Origin of the sequence: Robinsoniella peoriensis (assembly GCF_000797495.1) — a bacterium.
Taxonomy (GTDB): domain Bacteria; phylum Bacillota; class Clostridia; order Lachnospirales; family Lachnospiraceae; genus Robinsoniella; species Robinsoniella peoriensis.
Genome location: NZ_JTGN01000015.1, coordinates 1 through 20,202, shown reverse-complemented (window position 1 = coordinate 20,202; position 20,202 = coordinate 1). Strand labels below are relative to the sequence as shown.

13 protein-coding genes are annotated in these 20,202 nt (G+C 41.8%); 9 read left to right on the top strand and 4 right to left on the bottom strand.

What is annotated here, in order from left to right; genetic code table 11:
* Positions 1 to 114 precede the first annotated feature (114 nt).
* From QR40_RS24215 to uidA, 4 genes are read right to left on the bottom strand one after another with little or no spacing between them, the layout of a single operon-like run.
* Positions 115 to 1,812: a glycoside hydrolase family 3 protein gene (locus tag QR40_RS24215; protein ID WP_044297130.1), complete on the bottom strand. Its 1,698-nt coding sequence runs from the start codon at positions 1,810 to 1,812 to the stop codon at positions 115 to 117.
* Positions 1,813 to 1,824: 12 nt separating this feature from the next.
* Positions 1,825 to 2,676 carry an HAD family hydrolase gene (locus QR40_RS24210; protein WP_044297207.1) on the bottom strand — a complete coding sequence of 284 codons (852 nt, stop codon included), beginning with the start codon at positions 2,674 to 2,676 and terminating at the stop codon, positions 1,825 to 1,827.
* A gap of 25 nt (positions 2,677 to 2,701) precedes the next feature.
* Positions 2,702 to 4,102: an MFS transporter gene (locus QR40_RS24205; protein WP_044297129.1), complete on the bottom strand. Its 1,401-nt coding sequence runs from the start codon at positions 4,100 to 4,102 to the stop codon at positions 2,702 to 2,704.
* A 34-nt stretch (positions 4,103 to 4,136) separates the two neighbouring features.
* On the bottom strand, positions 4,137 to 5,963 hold the full coding sequence (uidA, locus tag QR40_RS24200; RefSeq protein ID WP_152614271.1) for a beta-glucuronidase: 1,827 nt from the start codon (positions 5,961 to 5,963) through the stop codon (positions 4,137 to 4,139).
* A 200-nt stretch (positions 5,964 to 6,163) separates the two neighbouring features.
* Between uidA and QR40_RS24195 the strand changes: the two genes are divergently transcribed.
* The 9 genes from QR40_RS24195 to QR40_RS24155 form a co-directional block, all read left to right on the top strand.
* A complete protein-coding gene (locus QR40_RS24195; protein WP_044297126.1) occupies positions 6,164 to 7,393 on the top strand; it encodes an AraC family transcriptional regulator in 1,230 nt (409 codons plus the stop codon).
* Between the two features lie 955 nt (positions 7,394 to 8,348).
* The gene (locus QR40_RS30285) at positions 8,349 to 11,054 is read left to right on the top strand and encodes a P-loop NTPase family protein (RefSeq protein WP_052431036.1); all 2,706 of its coding nucleotides are present in this window, start codon (positions 8,349 to 8,351) and stop codon (positions 11,052 to 11,054) included.
* Entirely contained in the window at positions 11,035 to 11,742 is a 708-nt protein-coding gene (locus QR40_RS24185) for a TetR/AcrR family transcriptional regulator (protein ID WP_242849133.1), read from the top strand. Before QR40_RS30285 ends, QR40_RS24185 begins: the two co-directional genes overlap by 20 nt.
* Positions 11,743 to 11,757: 15 nt before the next feature.
* On the top strand, positions 11,758 to 13,116 hold the full coding sequence (locus QR40_RS24180) for an alpha-amylase family glycosyl hydrolase (RefSeq protein WP_044297124.1): 1,359 nt from the start codon (positions 11,758 to 11,760) through the stop codon (positions 13,114 to 13,116).
* A 4-nt stretch (positions 13,117 to 13,120) separates the two neighbouring features.
* Entirely contained in the window at positions 13,121 to 15,067 is a 1,947-nt protein-coding gene (gene glgB / locus QR40_RS24175; protein WP_081820322.1) for a 1,4-alpha-glucan branching protein GlgB, read from the top strand.
* Positions 15,068 to 15,390: 323 nt separating this feature from the next.
* Positions 15,391 to 16,434 carry a LacI family DNA-binding transcriptional regulator gene (locus QR40_RS24170; protein WP_027295326.1) on the top strand — a complete coding sequence of 348 codons (1,044 nt, stop codon included), beginning with the start codon at positions 15,391 to 15,393 and terminating at the stop codon, positions 16,432 to 16,434.
* A 325-nt stretch (positions 16,435 to 16,759) separates the two neighbouring features.
* Complete coding sequence (locus tag QR40_RS24165; protein ID WP_044297123.1) at positions 16,760 to 18,697, top strand: glycoside hydrolase family 127 protein; 1,938 nt, start codon at positions 16,760 to 16,762, stop codon at positions 18,695 to 18,697.
* A gap of 12 nt (positions 18,698 to 18,709) precedes the next feature.
* Positions 18,710 to 19,933 carry an ABC transporter substrate-binding protein gene (locus QR40_RS24160; RefSeq protein ID WP_052431035.1) on the top strand — a complete coding sequence of 408 codons (1,224 nt, stop codon included), beginning with the start codon at positions 18,710 to 18,712 and terminating at the stop codon, positions 19,931 to 19,933.
* Between the two features lie 54 nt (positions 19,934 to 19,987).
* Positions 19,988 to 20,202, top strand: a 215-nt coding sequence (locus QR40_RS24155) for a transposase (RefSeq protein ID WP_044297122.1), incomplete at its 3' end; no start/stop codon positions are given.

Below are 20,202 nucleotides of genomic sequence, written 5' to 3'. Positions count from 1 at the left end.
TTATTTAGTAAATTGATATGTTAGATTATAGCACAAAAAAGTATGTGCAGACATCTTTTTAAAATTTTGGAAAGAAAGGAGATATATTCACTTTTTTTCAGACCTCCTCCGGACTCAGATCCGTGTATCCCATCTTTCACAAAATACATTTTCGTTGTAACGTCCTTTGAATTCTGATATTCCCATCATTTTTTCTATTGCTGCATTTATGGCTTCATCTGAGTTGAGATAGGAATTGATATATGTTTTTGCCATAGGAACGTCAATCAGGTGATTGGTAAAGCCAAGGGATAAAAAGACCGTAGGTATTTCCGAGACATACCAGGGCTGGTCGCAGGGATTAGCCCATTTAATGCGCATGGTATTATACTGTGCAAAACCAACCACATTCATCACAACCAGGCAGGCATCATATTTACTCTTGAAATCTTCCATTTTACCCTTTTGGGGAGGTGTTTCCCCGTCTGCCTCAAAACCTTTGGATTCTAATATCCGGATCAGATTCTTCTTAATCTCATCGCTGTTATCAGCAGTTAATTTCCCGGCAATTACCGTACCTTCACCTGATATAAATACCAGCTTTATCCGCTTGTATTTGTCAGGGGTTACGGGGAGATAATGCCCGGTATCCTTTACCAGAGTAATAAATTTGTCCGCCGCCAGTACCGCGGCCCTGTGGTGTTCTTCGCTTCCTACAACAGAAAGTTCATCCCGTGGAGGTACCAGAGAACCGCAGGCCTGACGTTTGTGCAGTCCCAGTGCGGCCTTAATACCTAAAATGCGGTGGAGTGCGTCGTTCATCCGGTCTTCGGTAATAATGCCTTTGCGGTAACCCTCCAGCATGTAGCCAAAGTCTTCTTCCATATCGTTGAAGAACAGATACATATCACAGCCTGCGGCAATTGCTCCCGGTACCTGTTCCCGGCGGGGCATTGCTGCATACATGCCGATCATGTGTGAGGCATCGGTTACCACAAGCCCGTTAAATCCTAATTTATCTTTTAACAGTCCGTTAATTAGTTCAGGAGCCAGTGTTGCCGGGAGAATATCTTTATCTTGCATGGAGGGACACAGTTTTTTGCTGTAGGCAGGGAGGGCAATATGTCCTGCCATTATGGTCATAACGCCATCATCTATCAATGTTTTATAGACTTTTCCATAAGTCTCATCCCATTCTTCACAGGTCATATTGTTAATGCCCATTAACAGATGCTGGTCATTTTCCTCCGTACCATCGCCTGGAAAATGCTTACAGCAGGTAGCGATATTCTGTGTTCTGGTACCTTTGTGGAACGCTCTGGCATACCGGATGGTGTCATCAGGGCTGTTGTTAAATGCTCGAAGCTGTACAATGGTATTCCTCCAGTTATAGAGAAGATCCACAATGGGCGCAAAATTCCAGTTGCAGCCAATAGCTGTGCTCTCCAGGGCGCCAATCTTTGCCACCTCATAGGCAAGTTCTTCATCATCGGCAGCTGCAACGGCAGCACCGTTTGCAATGGAGGTACCTCCATCAACACCCCCGTTACCGCCGGCCTCGCAGTTGGAGGCAATCAGGAGTGGAATCTTTGTGTTTTCCTGGAGGACTTTATTCTGCTCATAGATTTCTTCTTTTGAAGCATTGTGATACCGGATTGCACCTACATGATAGCGGTTTAGAACTTCTTTTAATGCTGACGGATCACGGTCAGTAACCATATTTACAAAAAGTTGTCCGGTTTTTTCTTCATCCGTCATATTTTGTATTGTTTCTTCTACCCAGCGGATGTCCTCTTCGGATAGATAATAAGGCTTTTCTTTTAAGTTTACCATTTGCTCCTCCTATTATTCAGATAGATTATCGTAGAAAGCTTTTAAAAGTGACTGCTGGTATTTTCCCTGATAGGTGCCGTCCAGAAATTTCGGAAGGGCTGTATGAAGGAATGTTTCCCAGGATTTTTGCTCCTGCCGCACCAGAATGGGAAAATAAAGAACTCCGTTATCCAGTGCAGCGTCAGCGTCACCGGGGGCATCGCCAATCATAATGATGTTTTCCGGTGAATAGCCTTTTTGGCATAGCTCTTTAATGCAGTGTGTTTTTGTGCCGGCATCCTGTGCCAGAACCAGGTCAGTATGTTCAATCAAATTGTATCTGGACCATTCATCCTCAACGGCTTTTCGGTTTGCAGAAGAGACAACGGCGATATCTGCCCACGGATGGGCAGCTGCCAGAGCCCGGTTAACACCTGCAAAAGGTTTTATCTGCTCCCGGGGCAGTTTGGCGATTGCCTGATTCACAGCGTGTGACCAGGCATATGCTTTTTTTAGAATCGGGCTGTTATTCTCATTTATTGCATTTGCCAGTGAACGGTTGGACAGTTCACTGGCTTCCTCCACCCACCGGACAAGAGCATCTATATTTTCAACCCGGGAATAAGAGGTGTTTACCTCCTGAAGCATTTTGCTAAGCCCCTTAAAACGGTTAATGCCTCTTGTCACGGTATAGAGGTTAATCTGATTCCAGCGCCTGAGCAGTTCTGCTCTAAAAGGGGTGAGATTCCACTCGGCTATCATACAGGGACCAAAACATGCGGTATGCTTGATATCCATAGTGTCCATAGCGCATCCGTCAGAATCCACACATACCAGATAGTCCTTTCTTTTTTGAAATCCACTGTTCATTTCTGTATAAACCATGGTAGCTCCTTGTCTGCCTGTAATATCAGGCATTTGTATTTTGAGATCTGCGTTCCTCCAGGATACGGCTGTTTTCCAGCACTTTCTTTTTTGTTAACGGATACCAGAACAGCAGAATCAGTCCCACAATGAGATAGCATACAGCGGGGGCAAGAGTTGCCACGGAATAGATGTTATTAACTACACTGGTGGTTTGAACTACAGTTTCCCCTCCAACAGATGACTGATATCCGATTGCAGCCAGTGTCCATCCGCCCAGTCCGCCGGCAAGCGCCTGCCCTATTTTTCTGGCAAAGGAATATACAGCGTATACGGTTCCGTCATCACGGCTTCCGGACCGGACTTCCTGATAATCAATAATATCGGTGATAAATGCCCAGATCATCAGATTGAATAATCCGGTTCCCAGGTTTCCGAGAGCAATGAAGACACAGAAGATCCAGGGGTTGGTAAAACGGACAAAGAACATAATAAAATACATTACAGCGGCAAACAATACAGCAATGGAAGAAGCTTCTTTTTTCCCAAAACGTTTAATGATTTTTGTGGAAAAGGGCGCAAGTACCAAAGTGGCGGCAGCGTTAAAGAAACCTGCAACGGACATGGCTGATTTATTTTTAAAGTAATCCATAAACAGATAAGTGTTCATGCTCTGTGCAAGCAGCATCGAAAGCAGAAGTACAATAGCGGCACCAATAATGGCAAGGAGGCTTTTATTACGAGCCAGTGCAGTGACAGTCTTTGCAAAACCAACCTTTTCCTTTTTCTCAGATGAGATTACAACACGTTCATTGGTCAGTTTATAACAGAGAATATAGCAAATGAGTGCAGCAACAGCGAATACACAGGCAATAATGAAGAAACGCTGCGGTATTACAACCTGGTTCCCGGATGCATCGTACTGGTAAACAATAAGTGGAACGCCAACGCTTACGATAATGTTTGCCAGGGCGGCACCCACACTTCTAAAAGTAGATAAAGCGCTGCGTTCCAGGGGATTAGAAGTAAGTGCGGATGCCATGGAGCCATATGGGATGTTAATGGCGGTATAGCAAATGCTTCCCCATAAAATATAAGTGATGTAGATATAGACCAGACGGGCACCATAGGGAAGTGAAGCAATCCATGGAACAAACAGCAGTGTACCTGCAATTACTACAGGAATACACATTCTCCGTATCCAGGGTCGGAATTTCCCGTCTTTAGCAGGCAGCAGGATATCTACGAGACGTCCCATGCTGATATCAGTAAAAGCATCTATAAAGCGGGCTACCAGGAACAATGTACCAACTGCTCCGGCGCCAATGCCAAGTACCTTGGTGTAGAACACCATCAGAAAACTACTGGCAAATATGAAAAAGAAGTCATTTCCAAAATCTCCGAACATATATCCGATTTTATCTTTTAATCCAAATTTCTGCGTCATATCAAAACCCCCTGTTTCCTTTCTGTTATATAATTTATAAGATACTTTTATAGTTCAGGGGAAGACTCTCCCACCTTTTTTTGAAAACATACGCAACAGCTTTTGGCTGCCGGTTTCTTGTAAAAATACCTTTTTTGTTTCCGTTTACCCTCATAATGCCTTCTGTAGTCTGAAAGTCCGCAAAATTCCAGACCTGCTCGCCCTTTACAAAATCATAAGAATCAAAGACTTCAAACTGCATACGCAGATATTCTTCCTGATATTCTTCACTCCACATTACGCTTGGAAGCTTGTGGATTCCCGCCATTGTATCCGCACCGAATTCTGTAAAGAGGAAGGGTTTGTTTAAACCAAGTTCCTGCCATTGGTCCATTTCCCGGATGAAAGCTTCCTTTGCCTCCATCATTTCGTAACCGCCCCGGTTGTACCAGCCATAATAGCGGTTAAGTGAAAGAATATCGGGGAAGGAATAGCATTTACAGGCGTTGGGAGTAGAGTTCATGACCATTGCAAAAGTCCGGGGACGTTTCTGTGGATCCAGTTCTCTTGCCAAGTCGAAGATTTCTTTAAAATAAGGAACAGCAGATTCGCTGGTTGTCTCCGGCTCATTCATCAGACTCCAGGCAATTACACAGGCATGGTTCTTATCACGGGCAATAAGTTCGCTAAGAGCTGCCTTGTGATTTGCTTTTGTCTCGGTCTGCACAATTTCCCGGCTAAAAAACTCTGTCTGTTTTCCGGTGGATGCTTCCATAAAGTTCATCAGGCTTTCAAAGAATCCAACTGCAGCAACTTCATCAATAACCAGGAATCCTTCCCGGTCAGCCATCTGAATAATTTCTTCCGCATAGGGGTAGTGCGAGGTGCGGAATGAATTGGCGCCAATCCACTTCATCAGCTCAAAATCTCTTTTGACTACAGCGAGATTGAATCCCCTGCCATTGATTTCACTGTCTTCGTGTTTCCCAAATCCCTTTAAGTAAACAGGTTTGCTGTTGACCAGAATATCAGTGTCCTTCACCTCTATCGTACGAATACCGATTTCTTCTTCATACTCATCGGCAATCATCTCCTGATCCATTAATAAGATACGGAAAGTATACAGATAAGCATCTCTGACTTCCCAGAGCCGTACATTGGATATTCGAATGACACCTTTATCCCCGGATGCAGTTGCAACTAGTTTCCGGTTTTCGTCATATACCTGAATCAGTATCTCTTTGTCAGAGTCTGCGGTCACCTTATATTCCGTTATGGAGTCAGAACCTTCCAGGCTGTGTTTTACAGAAAAATCAACGATTTCATCTTTGGGTGTTACCACCAGACGTACTGGTCTCTGAAGTCCTGCATAGTTATAGAAGTCAAAAAAAGGCTTCGACATTTTTGTTCCATCTGAGAAAACCTTTGTCGATCCTGCAGGCAGAGTTGTATAGCTTAACTCGTTATTGAGGCAGACAACAACCCGGTTGGGTTCGTTCCACTTAACAACTTTATTTATTCTGGCGGTAAAGGGAAGAAAGCCACCTTCATGAGTTGCGATTTTTTCACCGTTTACAAAAACAACCGCACGATGGGTTGCACAGTCAAAACGGAGGCCGATATTTTTCCCCTCCCACTCTCCGGGAACAAATACCGAAGTTTCATACCAGAAGTCACCCGTGTATTCTCTGGAATCTTTGTCTGTAAAAAAATCATTAAAACTTGCGGGTACAGGCATCTCCATGGTGCGTTTGGGATCAAGCCCATTTTTCCAGTTGTTTTTCAGTCCTTCCGATTCAGGATCAAAACAAAACTTCCAAAGGCCGTTCATATCGACGATCCTGCGCGTTCTGCTTGTTTTTGGATATAACATAGAATTCATATATATTTCCTCCTTCATGTGCAAATGTGCTCTGGTTCTTGCATATAAATTACCATAAATTCAGAAATTACCTAAGGATAATTTTTATTGAAATCCGTAAAATTTTTAGGTAAAATAAGTTTAAATATAAATTTGATACTTATATTGGGACAAGCGGTTAAAGGCTGCCGGGAATTTACCCTATAAAAAAGGAGAATCTTATGAACATAAAAGATGTACTGCAGTTTACAAAAAATATGATACGCGCAGCGGCAGGGGTTCCGGCGCAGCTGTTTGATCCCGCAGAGCAGGGCTGGGAAAGCATTGATCTCTCTCTTCGTAAAATGCTGGATCCGGATTTTGACTACGAAGCCTATTTCGGGAGATATACCGTTTATATGGAAGAAAAAGTATTCTATTGTCTGTCGGATAACTTTTCGCTTTATTATATATTTATGAAGCTGCCTGAGGGGTCAGACTATCCCTATATAATCATTGGGCCATATCTCACCGAGAATCCGGATGAAGGGTTTTATACAAAGGTTATTGCCCAGAACCAATTGTCCGGAAGTACCATGACAGCGCTTAAAAACTTTTATAATGTCCTTCAGATTGCAGATCATGCTAAGGTAATTTCCGCCTTACATATTCTGGCATCTTTTCTGTACCAGGAGGAAGAGGATTGCCGCATAGAATTTCTGGAAGACCAGGAGAAGGGTCAAAACATGGATTCCTTTGTTCCAGGACCGGATATGTATTTTTCCATCCATGTAATAAAAGAGAGGTATGATAAGGAAAATGAATTTTTAAAGGCGGTAAAAAAGGGAAATCAGGAGGAGGCGGTAATTGCCTACCATAATTTTTCCAGTTACCGGATATCCCAGCGCAACAAAGATCCGCTCAGAGACAGAAAAAATCTCTCCTTCGTTTTAAATACCCTCTTGAGGAAAGCATCAGAGACGAGTTACGTCCATCCCATATATCTGGATGAAATCTCACACCGGTATGCGCTGAAGATAGAATCAGCTATTTCAACGAAGCAGATTGAAAATATAAATCTGGAGATGATCAGAAAATACTGCATTCTGGTCAGAAATCAGTCCCTGAGAAACCATAGCCCGATTATCAGAAAGGCAATTGATTATATTAATCTGAATCTGAGCAGCCCTCTTGGATTAAAAGACATTGCAGTGCTGTTTAATGTCAATCCCAGTTACCTCTCCTCCCTGTTCAAAAAAGAAACGGGAGGAACCCTTACAGATTATGTAAACAAACAGCGCATAGATGCCGCATTAAAGCTGTTAAATACCGGAGACATGCAGGTGCAGGATATCGCATACTACGTAGGAATCTCAGATGTTAATTATTTTTCCAAGCTTTTTAAGAAACAGGTAGGATACACCCCCAGCGGATACCGAAAATCTATACAAAAAACTGACTTTTCAAATTAACAGAAAATTATATATAATATACAAAATTAACAGTGTCAACAAGTATAAATATCATATTAAAAATTTATTAGAATTAATTATGGAAATAGTGTTGACAAATAAAGTCTCGTGTGGTATTATAACCTCATCAACAAAACATGTACTTATAGATAAATCCAAAGGAGACGAGAAATCCTGGAACGATTATTTGAATAAGGCATGTAGTTGTTTTAAATATTAAAACTTGTTGAAATGTTAAGGAAGAGGAGGTCGAGTCCAGTGGACACAGTTTCTATAGTGTCAGTTCAATATGGTTGTGGTATGACAGTTGTTTCCTGCGAGAAAGACCTTTATCACATATAAAAGGATCCAAAGGAATCGGGTAGACGTCAGATAATCGGAGAGATTAGAAGTTGGAATTTATGGATAAAGAATATAAATTGTCACCATATTGAAGGATTTACCACATAGTAGTTCAAAGGTTTTTAACAACTGTGTGAAGAAACAGTTATTAAAAAATATCAGTAGTTTATATAATCAACGAAGATATATCAATACTTTAGATTATAAATAAGATATTATTTATAAGAATGTCTATTCTGATAAATCAATCGATTCATAATAAGGGTATTCATATATTTAGAGAACTTGTATAAGCGAACATATAGGAGATCAATATTTGCGAAAGATATAGTCGAAAGCTTTGAGTGAATAATTTCATATATTTAAATAATTTTTAAATATATCTCAAATAGAGATGCAGGAAATAAAAAGATGAACCTCCGATTACATAAAATATAAATTACAATTAAATAATGATAAAAGTTACCAATAGCCGTTATCCGCATGATAGCGGCTATTTTTTGTGAAAATATAATGAAATCATGGTTTTGGTTTTGACAACGAAAATCAGGTATGGTACACTTAAGGCAATTATGTAGAATACTATGCAGACCCAAACTAAGAGGTGAAAAATTTGGATAAATTTGAATATAATGCGAAGCTGGAAGAAATAACCAGACTGGCTGAACAGGAAGAATATGATGAAGCAGCTAAAATAGCAGACTCAATTGAGTGGAAACGTGTCAGAAATGTACGTACCTTATGCATGATTAGCGAAATATATGAAGCAAATGGACAATTGGAAGACAGCAAGCAGATCTTACTGCGTGCATACCGCCGTTCTCCAATGGTCAGAAGTATACTTTACCGTTTAACAGAAGTTGCAATTAAAATGCGGGAGTTTGACGAAGCTGTTGAATTCTATACCGAATTCGTGAATGCAGCACCAAACGATAACAGTAAATATGTTCTAAAATATAAATTATATAAGGGCAGAGGATCGTCTCTGGAGGAACAGATTGAGATCCTGGAAGAATATAAGCATAAGGAATACACGGAACAGTGGGCATATGAACTTGCAAAGTTGTACCACAAGGCTGGATTTGTTGAAAAATGTATTGAAGAGTGTGATGATATTACGCTTTGGTTCCACAATGGTAAATATGTGGTAAAGGCATTAGAGCTTAAGAGAAATTATGTTCCGCTGACTCCGGAACAGCAGACAATCTATGATAATCCCAGTGGAATTGTTGATATAAAGACGAAAGAAGAAACAGTGACAAAAGCAGTTCCTAAGTTAGAAAAGGAAATTCTGAAAGGGATGCCGGAGACACAAGAGGAAGCGTTGGCGGCTAATATAATTGCAGCTACGGAGCGGGAGATTGCAGCGTCTGTAGCAATGCATAAGCAAGAGTCAGACAACTATGGCAGACAAGATAATTATGCGGATGAAGAAGAGATGATTCGTCAGTATACACCTGTGAAAGAGGCACTTCAGGAAGAAAATAAAGGAAAACCAGAGTCAATTCAGGTACTTCCGGCATATAATACAGCAGATTTGCAAATGGAGCTGGCTAAAAATATGCGTGAAATTTTATCAGGAATTAAGAAGCCTAAAGAGGAAGACGAAGTGAATCCTGCTACCGTTATAGGAGATACCGCTGATGAAGAAGTTTCCGAAATGGAAGCGGAAGCACAGGAAGCTGTTTATTCGGAGGATCAGGAATTCAGAGGAATTTCTATCGATGATGTACTTACTTCTATGAGTGGTGTGGAAGACGACGAAGTATCGGATGAGGAAGATGCCGGGGACGAAGAGGCATATGATGAAGAAGATACGGAGGATTTGGATGACCTGGATGATATTGATTCGGAAGAATATTTTGATGAAGAACCGGAAGATGATTCAGCAGAAGAATTAGATGACGAAGAAGATCTGGATGACGGCATGGAAGATGAAGAGGATTTTGACGGGGAACTGGATGCAGAGGATATGGATGCAGACGAAGAACCGTTAGATGAAGAACCGTTAGATGAAGAACTGCCGGAATATGATGCAGATTTGGAATATGATCCGGAAGAAGAAGGTTCTGAGGAGCTGGATGAAGATGCAGAAGAATATGAGTATGAAGAGGAAGCGGAAGCAGACGCTGAATACGAATATGATGAAGAACCGGAAGATGTAGTCGAATATGAATATGATGAAGATGCGGACGAAGGCATTGAATATCAGGATATAGAAGCAGCAGAAGCGCAAGAGCCTGTTTTGCCGGAAGTAGAGATGCCGGAAGTAGAGATGCCGGAAGAGATAGAAATGCCGGATGAAATACAGATGCCGGATGAGATACAGATGCCGGATGAAATTCAAATGCCGGATGAGATAGAAATGCCGGAAACAGATGATCCCGGTGCTACGATTGATCTGTCAGCAGCCATTGAGGCGGCGGCAAATACGGCTCATCTTCATTCCGATATGACGAAGAAAGATCAGATGTTATCTGATGTGGAAGAAAGCGTACATAGAGTTGCATCAGATCCGATGTATCATCCCGCACCGGAACTGAATGCACATGTACCTATGACGCTTACACAGTCACAAAAGACGACGCTAGGATTCTTTGCATGGATAAAAGGGCTGGATGCTCAGCTTGCCCATGCTATCTCCAAAATCAGAGAAGGTAATTTCGGATCCGGTAATTCAAAGGTCGGAAATGTGGTGATAACAGGAGATGCAGGAAGCGGGAGAACGACTCTTGGCATTAACCTTGCGAAGGTAATCAGCCAGGAGAAACACCAGAGCTCAGCGAAGGTGGCTAAGATCTATGCGGAAGATTTTAATAAAAAGGATATACCGGCTACTATAGCGAAGATTGCAGGCGGCACGCTGATTATTGAGGAAGCCGGGGACCTGGATGAAAATGCAGTTGAGATGCTTGCTAAGGCTATGGAATTTAAGACAGACGGCCTCTTAGTTATTCTGGAAGACGAGAAGAGCTATGTGAGAGACCTGCTTGCACGTTATCCGGATCTGGCTTGTAAGTTTAATGTAAATATCACGATACCGATATTTACCAACGACGAGCTGGTGTATTTTGGAAAGACTTATGCCAATGACAAGGATTATCATATTGAAGAACCTGCTGTGGGACTTCTCTATGACCGGATCGGGGAAATTCAGTCGCCGGATCATGCGGTCACGGTAGCGGATGTCAAGGATATTGTAGACAAGGCGATTAAACGAGTTGACCGTATTGGTATGAGAAAATTATTCTCAAGCCTGTCAGGCAAACGGTTTGACGAGGAAGACAGAGTATTGCTTTGTGAGAAAGATTTTAGATAAATTTAAAAGTAAACAGATGAATTACCTGCGGGAAGGAGTTTCTGAAGAGAAGCTCCTTTTTGTTGACATTTTATATACCGAACGGTATAATAATAACATAAGGAGAATTGCAATGGATAATAAACAGTTGATTATGGAAGCTGCATTGGAGTTGTTTTACCACAAGGGCTATGATGCGGTGGGAATACAGGAGATTGTAGAAAAGGCAGGAATTACGAAACCTACGTTATATTATTATTTTGGAAGTAAATACGGGCTCCTGGAAAACTTGCTGAATACACAGTTTGAGGAATTCCGGGCACGTCTGGTAAAGGCGGCTGTATATAAAGGTGATCTTCCCATGACCCTTTATCATCTGGCTTCTGCATTTATTGATTATGCAATATCTCATAAGAAGACCTACATGCTGATGATGGCGCTGTTTTATTCTGCAAAGGACAACGACGCTTATCGGGCGGTTCAGCCGCTGCTGAGTGAGTTTTACCACATCATCGTGGATGTGTTTGAGCAGGCGGAAGGGCAGCTGGGAAATATGAGGGGGCGCCAACGGCAGTTTGCCATTGGATTTATTGGAATATTAAGCCATTATATTTTAGTGGTATGTGATCAGACAGAAATGGAAATCATTGTTAGTGACGACACCAAGCGAAGCCTGGTGCATCAGTTTATGTATGGAATATATTCGTAAAGGAGATTGACGGAAATGAGTAAATGGTATGAAGAGGCAGTATTTTATCATATGTATCCCCTGGGAATGACAGGGGCACCAAAAGAAAACAAAGAAAATGAAATAATCCACCGATTTGAGGAATTATTTGCCTGGTTGGCGCATATAAAAGAAATTGGGTGTACTGCAATTTATATAGGGCCGTTATTTGAATCTACCACACATGGTTATGATACAAAGGATTATAAAGTAGTCGACAGGCGCCTTGGTGACAACGAAGATTTTAAGAAATTTGTGGAGATGGCCCATGGAGAAGGAATCAAGGTGATTGTCGACGGGGTGTTCAACCATACGGGAAGGGAATTCTTTGCATTTCAGGATATTAAGCAGAACAGGGAGAATTCACCTTACCGGAACTGGTATAAGGGTATTAATTTTGGATGGAATACGCCATATAATGACGGTTTCGGATATGAAGCATGGAGAAACTGTTTTGAATTGGTGAATCTGAATCTGTGTGAAGGCGCGGTGCGGGATTATCTGCTGGACGTAATTCGTTTTTGGATTGAGGAATTTGATATTGACGGTATCCGTCTGGACTGTGCAGACTGTCTGGATTTTGACTTTATGAAAGAGATGCGCAGGGTTACGGCAGCTGAGAAAAAAGATTTCTGGCTGATGGGTGAAGTCATCCACGGAGATTACGGTAAATGGGCAAATGATGAAGTCTTACACGCTACTACCAATTATGAACTTCACAAGGGTTTGTATTCCGGGCATAATGATCATAATTATTTTGAAATTGCCCATACGGTCAAGCGTGAGTTCGATGAAAATGGCGGGATCTATAAGGGAAGAACACTGTATTCTTTTGTAGATAATCATGATGTGGACCGCATTATGAGCAAGCTGACGAATAAGGAACACATTAATCTGGTATATACGCTGCTCTATACGCTGCCGGGAATTCCCTCCATCTATTATGGATCTGAATGGGGAATTGAAGGTAAGAAAGAGGGCGGAAATGATGATCCGCTGAGACCGCATCTGGTACTGGAAGAATGTGAGAAGAATAATCAGCATCCTGAAATTATCAGGCATTTAAAAGAGCTTGGTGAAATCCGTAAAGGGAACCAGGCGCTTGCAGGCGGAAAATACAGGGAGCTGGCATTGACTAACCGCCAGTATGCTTTTGCCAGGATCTGGGAGAAGGAAGCGGTTATTGTTGCAGTTAATAATGATGAGAATGCAGCTGTGATGACTATATCATTGCCGGTGGAAGCAAAAAGCTGCATGGATGCTGTTACCGGAGAAGCAGTTGCGGCAGATGGCGGTAAGATTACGGTAGAATTAAAAGCGTGTGGAAGCGTAATTATAAAAATAAACCAGGGGTGAGAAGATGGCAGAGAAAAAGCAGGCCAAAGGAACAGCAAAGAAGGCTGAGAACAAAGGGCTTTTGTTTGGCGATTTAGACCAGTATCTGTTTGGTCAGGGAACACATTATGATATTTATAAAAAATTAGGAGCTCATCCACAGAAAATAGAGGGAAAAGACGGCGTTTATTTCGCCGTCTGGGCACCAAATGCCGCTGATGTGAGTGTAATCGGTGAATTTAACGGGTGGAGTGAAAAAGCACATCCTATGAAGCGTATAGACCCCATAGGAGTGTATGAGGCTTTCATACCTGAGGCGAATGTGGGCAATTTATATAAATATTATATTACTGCCAAAGATGGACGGGGATTATACAAAGCAGATCCATATGGAAATCAGGCGGAAGTGAGACCGGGAACGGCGTCCAGAATTGCGGAAATCAACAATTTCAAGTGGGGAGACTCGGGTTGGATTACAAAACGTGCACAGACGAATCAGGACGAGCAGCCGGTTTCCATTTATGAAGTGCATCCGGGATCCTGGAAAAAGCATCCCCTTCATGACGGAGATGAAGATGGATTTTATAATTATAAGGAGCTTGCCCATGCTCTGGTGGATTATATAAAAGAAATGGGATATACCCATGTAGAGCTCATGGGAATTGCAGAGCATCCGTTTGACGGCTCCTGGGGGTATCAGGTCACCGGCTATTATGCACCCACTTCCCGGTATGGAACGCCTGCAGATTTTATGTATTTTGTGAATTACATGCATAAAAATAAAATTGGTGTCATTCTGGACTGGGTTCCTGCACATTTTCCAAAGGATGCCCATGGACTTGCAGAGTTTGACGGAACCAGTACATACGAATATGCAGATCCCAAAAAAGGAGAACATCCGGATTGGGGAACGAAAGTCTTTGATTTTGGTAAAAGTGAAGTTAAAAATTTCCTGATTGCAAATGCACTTTTCTGGGTGGAGCAGTATCATGTTGACGGACTGCGGGTGGATGCAGTGGCATCGATTTTGTATCTGGACTATGGAAGAGAAAATGGTCAGTGGCTGCCAAATAAATTCGGTGGGAATAAAAACCTGGAGGCAATTGAGTTTTTTAAACATTTGAATACAGTTGTTCTGGGGCGTAATCATGGGACGCTTATGATTGCGGAGGAGTCGACGGCATGGCCGAAAGTAACCGGAAAAGCGGAAGAAGATGGACTGGCTTTTTCGATGAAATGGAATATGGGATGGATGAATGACTTCCTGGAATATATGAAGCTGGATCCTTATTTCAGACAGTATAATCATCATAAGATGACGTTTTCCATGACCTATGCCTATGCTGAGAAATATGTGCTGGTGCTGTCCCACGACGAGGTGGTACATTTAAAATGCTCTATGATCAGCAAAATGCCGGGACAGTATGATGATAAGTTTGCAAATTTGAAAGCAGCTTATTCGTTTATGATCGGGCATCCGGGTAAGAAGCTTTTGTTTATGGGTCAGGAATTTGCACAGTTCCAGGAATGGAGTGAGGCAAGAGAACTGGATTGGTACCTGCTGGGTGAAGAGAGACATGCCCAGATGCAGCATTTTGTAAAAACGCTGCTCCATCTCTATAAAAAGACGCCTGCGCTGTATGACCATGATTATGACCCGAATGGTTTTGAGTGGGTGAATGCAAATGATAATGAAAGAAGTATCTTTAGTTTTATCCGGCACTCACAAAATGGAAAAAGCAATCTGTTGTTTGTAATTAATTTCACACCGGTGGAGAGAAAAGATTACCGGGTGGGAGTGCCCAGAAGAAAACAGTATAAGCTGATTCTGGACAGCAATGCCAAGGAGTTTGGCGGAACCGGTAAAATTCAGCCCGAGACCTTTAAGGCGGTTAAGAAAGAATGTGACGGTATGCCGTATTCCTTTGGATATGAACTGCCGGCCTATGGGGTGGCGGTGTTTAAATTCTAAAGGGAAGTAATCGGTTCCTGGTGAAAAGGCTTGTATATTAAAAAATCAGGGGTGAAATCCATACGAAAGGATTTCACCCCTGATTTTTTTAATATCCCAGGATTTGGAGGCTGTTTATTATCTGGCGGATGAAATCAGAGGGACATTTCTGTGCATGCAATAGGAACTGCCAATAGAGTAAATCCCTTTGGTTCAGGTGTAACGTTTTATCACTTGAATTTAAAGAGTATTTAGTGTTATACTTAAAAGAAGTAGGAGTTTTAGTTAAAAGTTTTACTAAAAGTTTATTCCTAAAATATATCACAGGGGAGGAATATAAAGTTATGGCAACCATTAAAGAAGTGGCAAAAGAATGCGGGGTTTCAATTGCTACGGTTTCTAATATTCTGAATGGGAAGGGACGGGTTGGAGAAGAAACGAAGGAGCGCATTCTAAAGACGGCAAAAGAAATGGGTTATGTGCCAAATATGATGGCGCGGAATCTCAAACAGCGAAACTCCAGAACAATTGGAATCATAACAGAGGATCTGACGGTATTTAACTGTGTGGAGATCGTGGATGGCATTAATGAATATCTGGAAGAGAAGGATTATACGTTTCTTCTCGGGAACTTAAGGCTGTATAAGAAATATGACAATGCTTTTTACCATCATGAGGATTATAAAAAGCAGGTGGAAGAGGAATTCCTGATTATGCAGAGTAAACAAGTGGAGGGGATCATCTATATCGGCGCCCACTGCCGTGAAATTAAAAGTATTCCGGGAGGGCTTAAATGTCCATTGGTTGTGGCATACGGATTTGCAGGTGACCAGCGGATTCCATCTGTTGTATTTGATGATGAGCAGGCAGCGTATGAAGCAACCATGGAACTGATCAGGGGAGGTCATGAACGGATCGGGGTCATATCCGGTGACAAGGACAGTCTTCATACCTTTGGCAGAATGGTTGGACACCAGAAAGCATTATATGAAAATAAACTTTTATTTAACCCTGGGCTGAATGTAACCGGAAACTGGCTGAGAAGTATGGGATATGAGGCGTGCGGGCAACTGATGAAGGAAAAAGTCACGGCTATTTTTGCCATGAGTGATGTAATGGCATTGGGGGTCTATGATTATGCGAATGATCATGGTTTGGAGATTGGGAAGGATATTGCATTAATTGGGTTCGATGACAGGCAGTTCAGCACCGCATTCAAACCGGCACTTACAACAATGGCTCTGCCGCTTCACGAAATTGGTAAAAAGGCAGCAGAAATTGTGGTGGACGAGGTGGAGGGAACGTTGGATGCAAACCAGAGTTATCCCTACAAGATCAGGTGTAAATTGAAGAGAAGACAGTCTGTGGATAAAATGATCTGTAGATAAAATGATCTATGGATAAAACAATCAATGGATAAAACAATCCGAGGACAAAAGGATTATTAGACAAAACTATCTTCAGATAAAACGATTAATCGTAAGGAGAATGATATTTAATAGACACATCAGCATATATAATATATAAAATATTCACATATAGACGTTAATATGTACATGTAATTTAGCATGTACATATTTTTTTTGTCATTTTTGTGAAAAAAGGTGTTGCATTATTTTGGAAACTGTAGTATAGTATCGATATCAGATAAAACGTTTAATCAAACCCGCAGGACAAAGCGCTGGTATCGATAAGAAACGGACGGAGGCATTTATGGAAAAACTAACCTTAGTTCAACTAAACCGTACGAAGATACGGGATTCCTATTGGGATAGATATATAGACCTGGTAAAAAGTACGATTATCCCATATCAGTGGAATATTCTGAATGATAAAATACCGGGTGCCCAGACAAGCCATGGGTTAATGAATTTTAAAATTGCAGCAAAAAGAGAGACCGGTGAATTCTACGGAGTGGTGTTTCAGGATACCGATGTAGCAAAGTGGTTGGAAGCAGTTGCACTTTCACTGGCATCTCACACAGATAAAGAACTGGAAAATACAGCAGATGAAGTAATTGATCTGATTGAAGCGGCGCAACAGCCGGATGGCTATATCAATACATATTTTACAATTAAAGAACCGGAAAAACGCTGGAGTAACCTGGAAGAAGGTCATGAGTTATATACGGCAGGACATCTGATGGAAGCAGCGGTTGCTTATTACAATGCTACCGGTAAACGAAAGTTTTTAGACTGTATTTGCAAATTTGCTGACCTGATCTGCACAGTGTTTTCTAATGAAAATAACAAAGATGGTTATCCCGGACATCAGGAAGTGGAAATTGGCCTTGTGAAGTTATATGAAGTGACCGGAAATCGAACCTATCTTGCACAGGCGAAAGAATTTCTGGAGCGCAGGGGCAGGGAGCCCAATTATTTCCTGGAGGAAGAAAAAAGACCGGATTATAAGAGGATTTTCCCGGAATTTGAAAATTACCTGCCTCTTTATTCCCAGTCACACAAGCCGGTCCGGGAGCAGGATACAGCAGAGGGGCATGCAGTCCGGGCGGTGTATATGTACTGTGCTATGGCGGATGTGGCGTATGAATATCAGGATAAAGAGCTGCTTCAGGTCTGTGAGAATTTATGGAATGACATTTCTTATAAAAAAATGTATATCACGGGAAGTATAGGCAGTTCCGGGTTACTGGAACGTTTTACCACAGGATATGATCTTCCTAACAACCGCAATTACTCAGAAACATGCGCCTCCATTGGACTGGCACTCTTTGGAAGAAGAATGGCACAGATCACAAGGGATGCAAAATATATGGAAGTGGTGGAACGTGCACTGTATAATACACTTTTATCCGGTGTGGCAATGGATGGACAGAGTTTTTTCTATGTTAATCCGCTGGAGGTATGGCCGGATAATTGTATGCCAAGAACTTCCATGGAGCATGTAAAGCCGGTTCGTCAAAAATGGTTTGGCGTTGCATGCTGTCCGCCAAATATAGCCAGAACCTTGGCATCCATTGGAGAATACATTTATTTTTATGATAAATCTTCTATCTGGATCAACCTGTTTATCTCAAGTGAGACAGTGGTTGAGATAGAAGGACACCCGGTTCACCTGAGTCAGAAGACAGCATTTCCCAATGATGGAAAGATAGAAATTACGATTGAGAATGAAGATGAAGCGGAATTTGAGTTGGCTATTCGGATACCTGAATACGTGAAAGAGTATGGTCTTATACTGGATGGAAAGGCAATTTATCCGGAAGTTCAGAAAGGCTATGCAAAAGTAATGATTTCAGGAAAAAATCCTTCGCTGGTTTATAAATTTGCACTAGTTCCCAGAATATTGCGTGCCAATCCCCTGGTTAAAGAAGATGTGGGCAAAGTTGCAATCATGAAGGGTCCGGTTGTGTATTGCCTGGAAGAAGTGGATAATGGTAAAAATCTTCCGGCAATATTTTTGGATCCGGAGCAGGAACTGCAGGAGAGTTATGAAGAAAATTTATTAGGAGGAACTACCGTAATCCGGACAGCAGGGAAAAAAGTGATGACAGATGGGTGGCATAGTAACGAACTATATAAGGAATCTGATCTCACAATGGAAAGTCTACCGTTAATGTTTGTACCCTATCCATACTGGGGGAACCGCCAGACAGGCGAAATGTTAGTATGGGTGAAAGAGTTTATCTAAGGAGGAAAAAAGATGAGAAAACGTAGTAGAGTATTAGGGGTGTTATTAGCAACAGCAATGGCGGCTGCAAGTCTTGCAGGATGCGGAGGCAGTACAGGAACTACAGAAGCAGCAAAAGATACCACAGCAGAGACAACGGCAGCGGGCACAGAAGCAGCAGAGACAGCAGCAACGGATGAAGCAGCGGATAAGGCAGCGGCTGAAACAGAAGCGGCAGATTCCGAAAAAGCAACGACAGCTGCAAGCGCAGATGCAACAGAACTGGAAATGTGGACTTTCGTGGAACTCCACGGAAATCATTTTCAGGATATGGCTGAAAAATGGAATGAAGCAAATCCGGACCGCCAGGTCAGCTTAAATGTAAATGTTCTTCCATATGAAGACATGCATAATAAACTTCAGATTGCACTTCAGTCCGGGGAAGGTGCACCGGATATCGTGGATATCGAACTTGGCAAATTTGCAAACTTCTTAAAGGGAGAACCCCAGTTAGAAGCATTAAATGATGCGATTGACCCATACAGAGAGGATATTGTAGCTTCCAGAATTGAGCTTTACAGCAAGGACGGAAAAAATTATGGTATTCCAAGCCACGTTGGTGCAACTGTTGCTTTCTATAACACAGAGATGTTAGAAGCCGCAGATATTGATTATACAACTATTAAAACCTATGCTGATTTAAAAGAAGCAGGGCTTAAGTTAAAAGAAGCAACCGGTAAATACATTATATCAGCAGATACCAGTGCACTATGGCAGTTAAATGATTTGATTGCACAGCAGAAAAAAGACTGGGTTGATGACGCAGGCAATGTAAATGTAAACATTCCGGAAGCACAAAAAGGTCTGGAAACTTTAAAAGATCTTCAGACGGCAGGTGTTGCTACAACTATTCCGGGCGGAAATCCGGATACGGAAGAAGCATACGCTTATTATAATGCAGGTGAAGTTGCTTGTGCGATTATGCCAATGTGGCAGATGTCCAGATATACAAGCTATATGACAGACTTAAAGGGTAAAATTGCAATTGCTCCTGCTCCGGTACTGGAAGAAGGAATGCCATCCTCTGTGGGCGGCGGCGGAACAGGTACTTGTGTAACCAATCAGTGCAGCGATGTTCAGCTGGCTAAGGATTTCCTTGCTTATGCAAAACTCAGTGTAGATGGAAATATTGGTTTATGGAACAATCTTGGATTTGATCCCTGCAACATGGACGTATGGAGGCCACTGAAAAAGTAGATATTACCGTCTATTTTTGATATAATGTATGTATCAAATAAAGGCGGTGTTTTTATGGTAGATCAACAACAAAAATTAGTATTAAGTTCCTACATGAAAATATATGAATTGGTGGTTCCCAGGAATAATCTTCTCCGACAGATAAAAGAACTCGTAAACTTCGGATTTATTTATGAAGAGTTAATTGATAAATATTGTCTTGATAACGGACGTAATGCAGTTCCACCTATCCGCATGTTTAAATATCTGCTGTTAAAAGCAATTTATGA

Coding starts and splice junctions, on each gene's coding strand:
- QR40_RS24215 (WP_044297130.1), bottom strand. CDS start 1,812: ATGGTAAACTTAAAAGAAAAGCCTTATTATCTATCCGAAGAGGACATC.
- QR40_RS24210 (WP_044297207.1), bottom strand. CDS start 2,676: ATGGTTTATACAGAAATGAACAGTGGATTTCAAAAAAGAAAGGACTAT.
- QR40_RS24205 (WP_044297129.1), bottom strand. CDS start 4,102: ATGACGCAGAAATTTGGATTAAAAGATAAAATCGGATATATGTTCGGA.
- uidA (WP_152614271.1), bottom strand. CDS start 5,963: ATGAATTCTATGTTATATCCAAAAACAAGCAGAACGCGCAGGATCGTC.
- QR40_RS24195 (WP_044297126.1), top strand. CDS start 6,164: ATGAACATAAAAGATGTACTGCAGTTTACAAAAAATATGATACGCGCA.
- QR40_RS24180 (WP_044297124.1), top strand. CDS start 11,758: ATGAGTAAATGGTATGAAGAGGCAGTATTTTATCATATGTATCCCCTG.
- glgB (WP_081820322.1), top strand. CDS start 13,121: ATGGCAGAGAAAAAGCAGGCCAAAGGAACAGCAAAGAAGGCTGAGAAC.
- QR40_RS24170 (WP_027295326.1), top strand. CDS start 15,391: ATGGCAACCATTAAAGAAGTGGCAAAAGAATGCGGGGTTTCAATTGCT.
- QR40_RS24165 (WP_044297123.1), top strand. CDS start 16,760: ATGGAAAAACTAACCTTAGTTCAACTAAACCGTACGAAGATACGGGAT.
- QR40_RS24160 (WP_052431035.1), top strand. CDS start 18,710: ATGAGAAAACGTAGTAGAGTATTAGGGGTGTTATTAGCAACAGCAATG.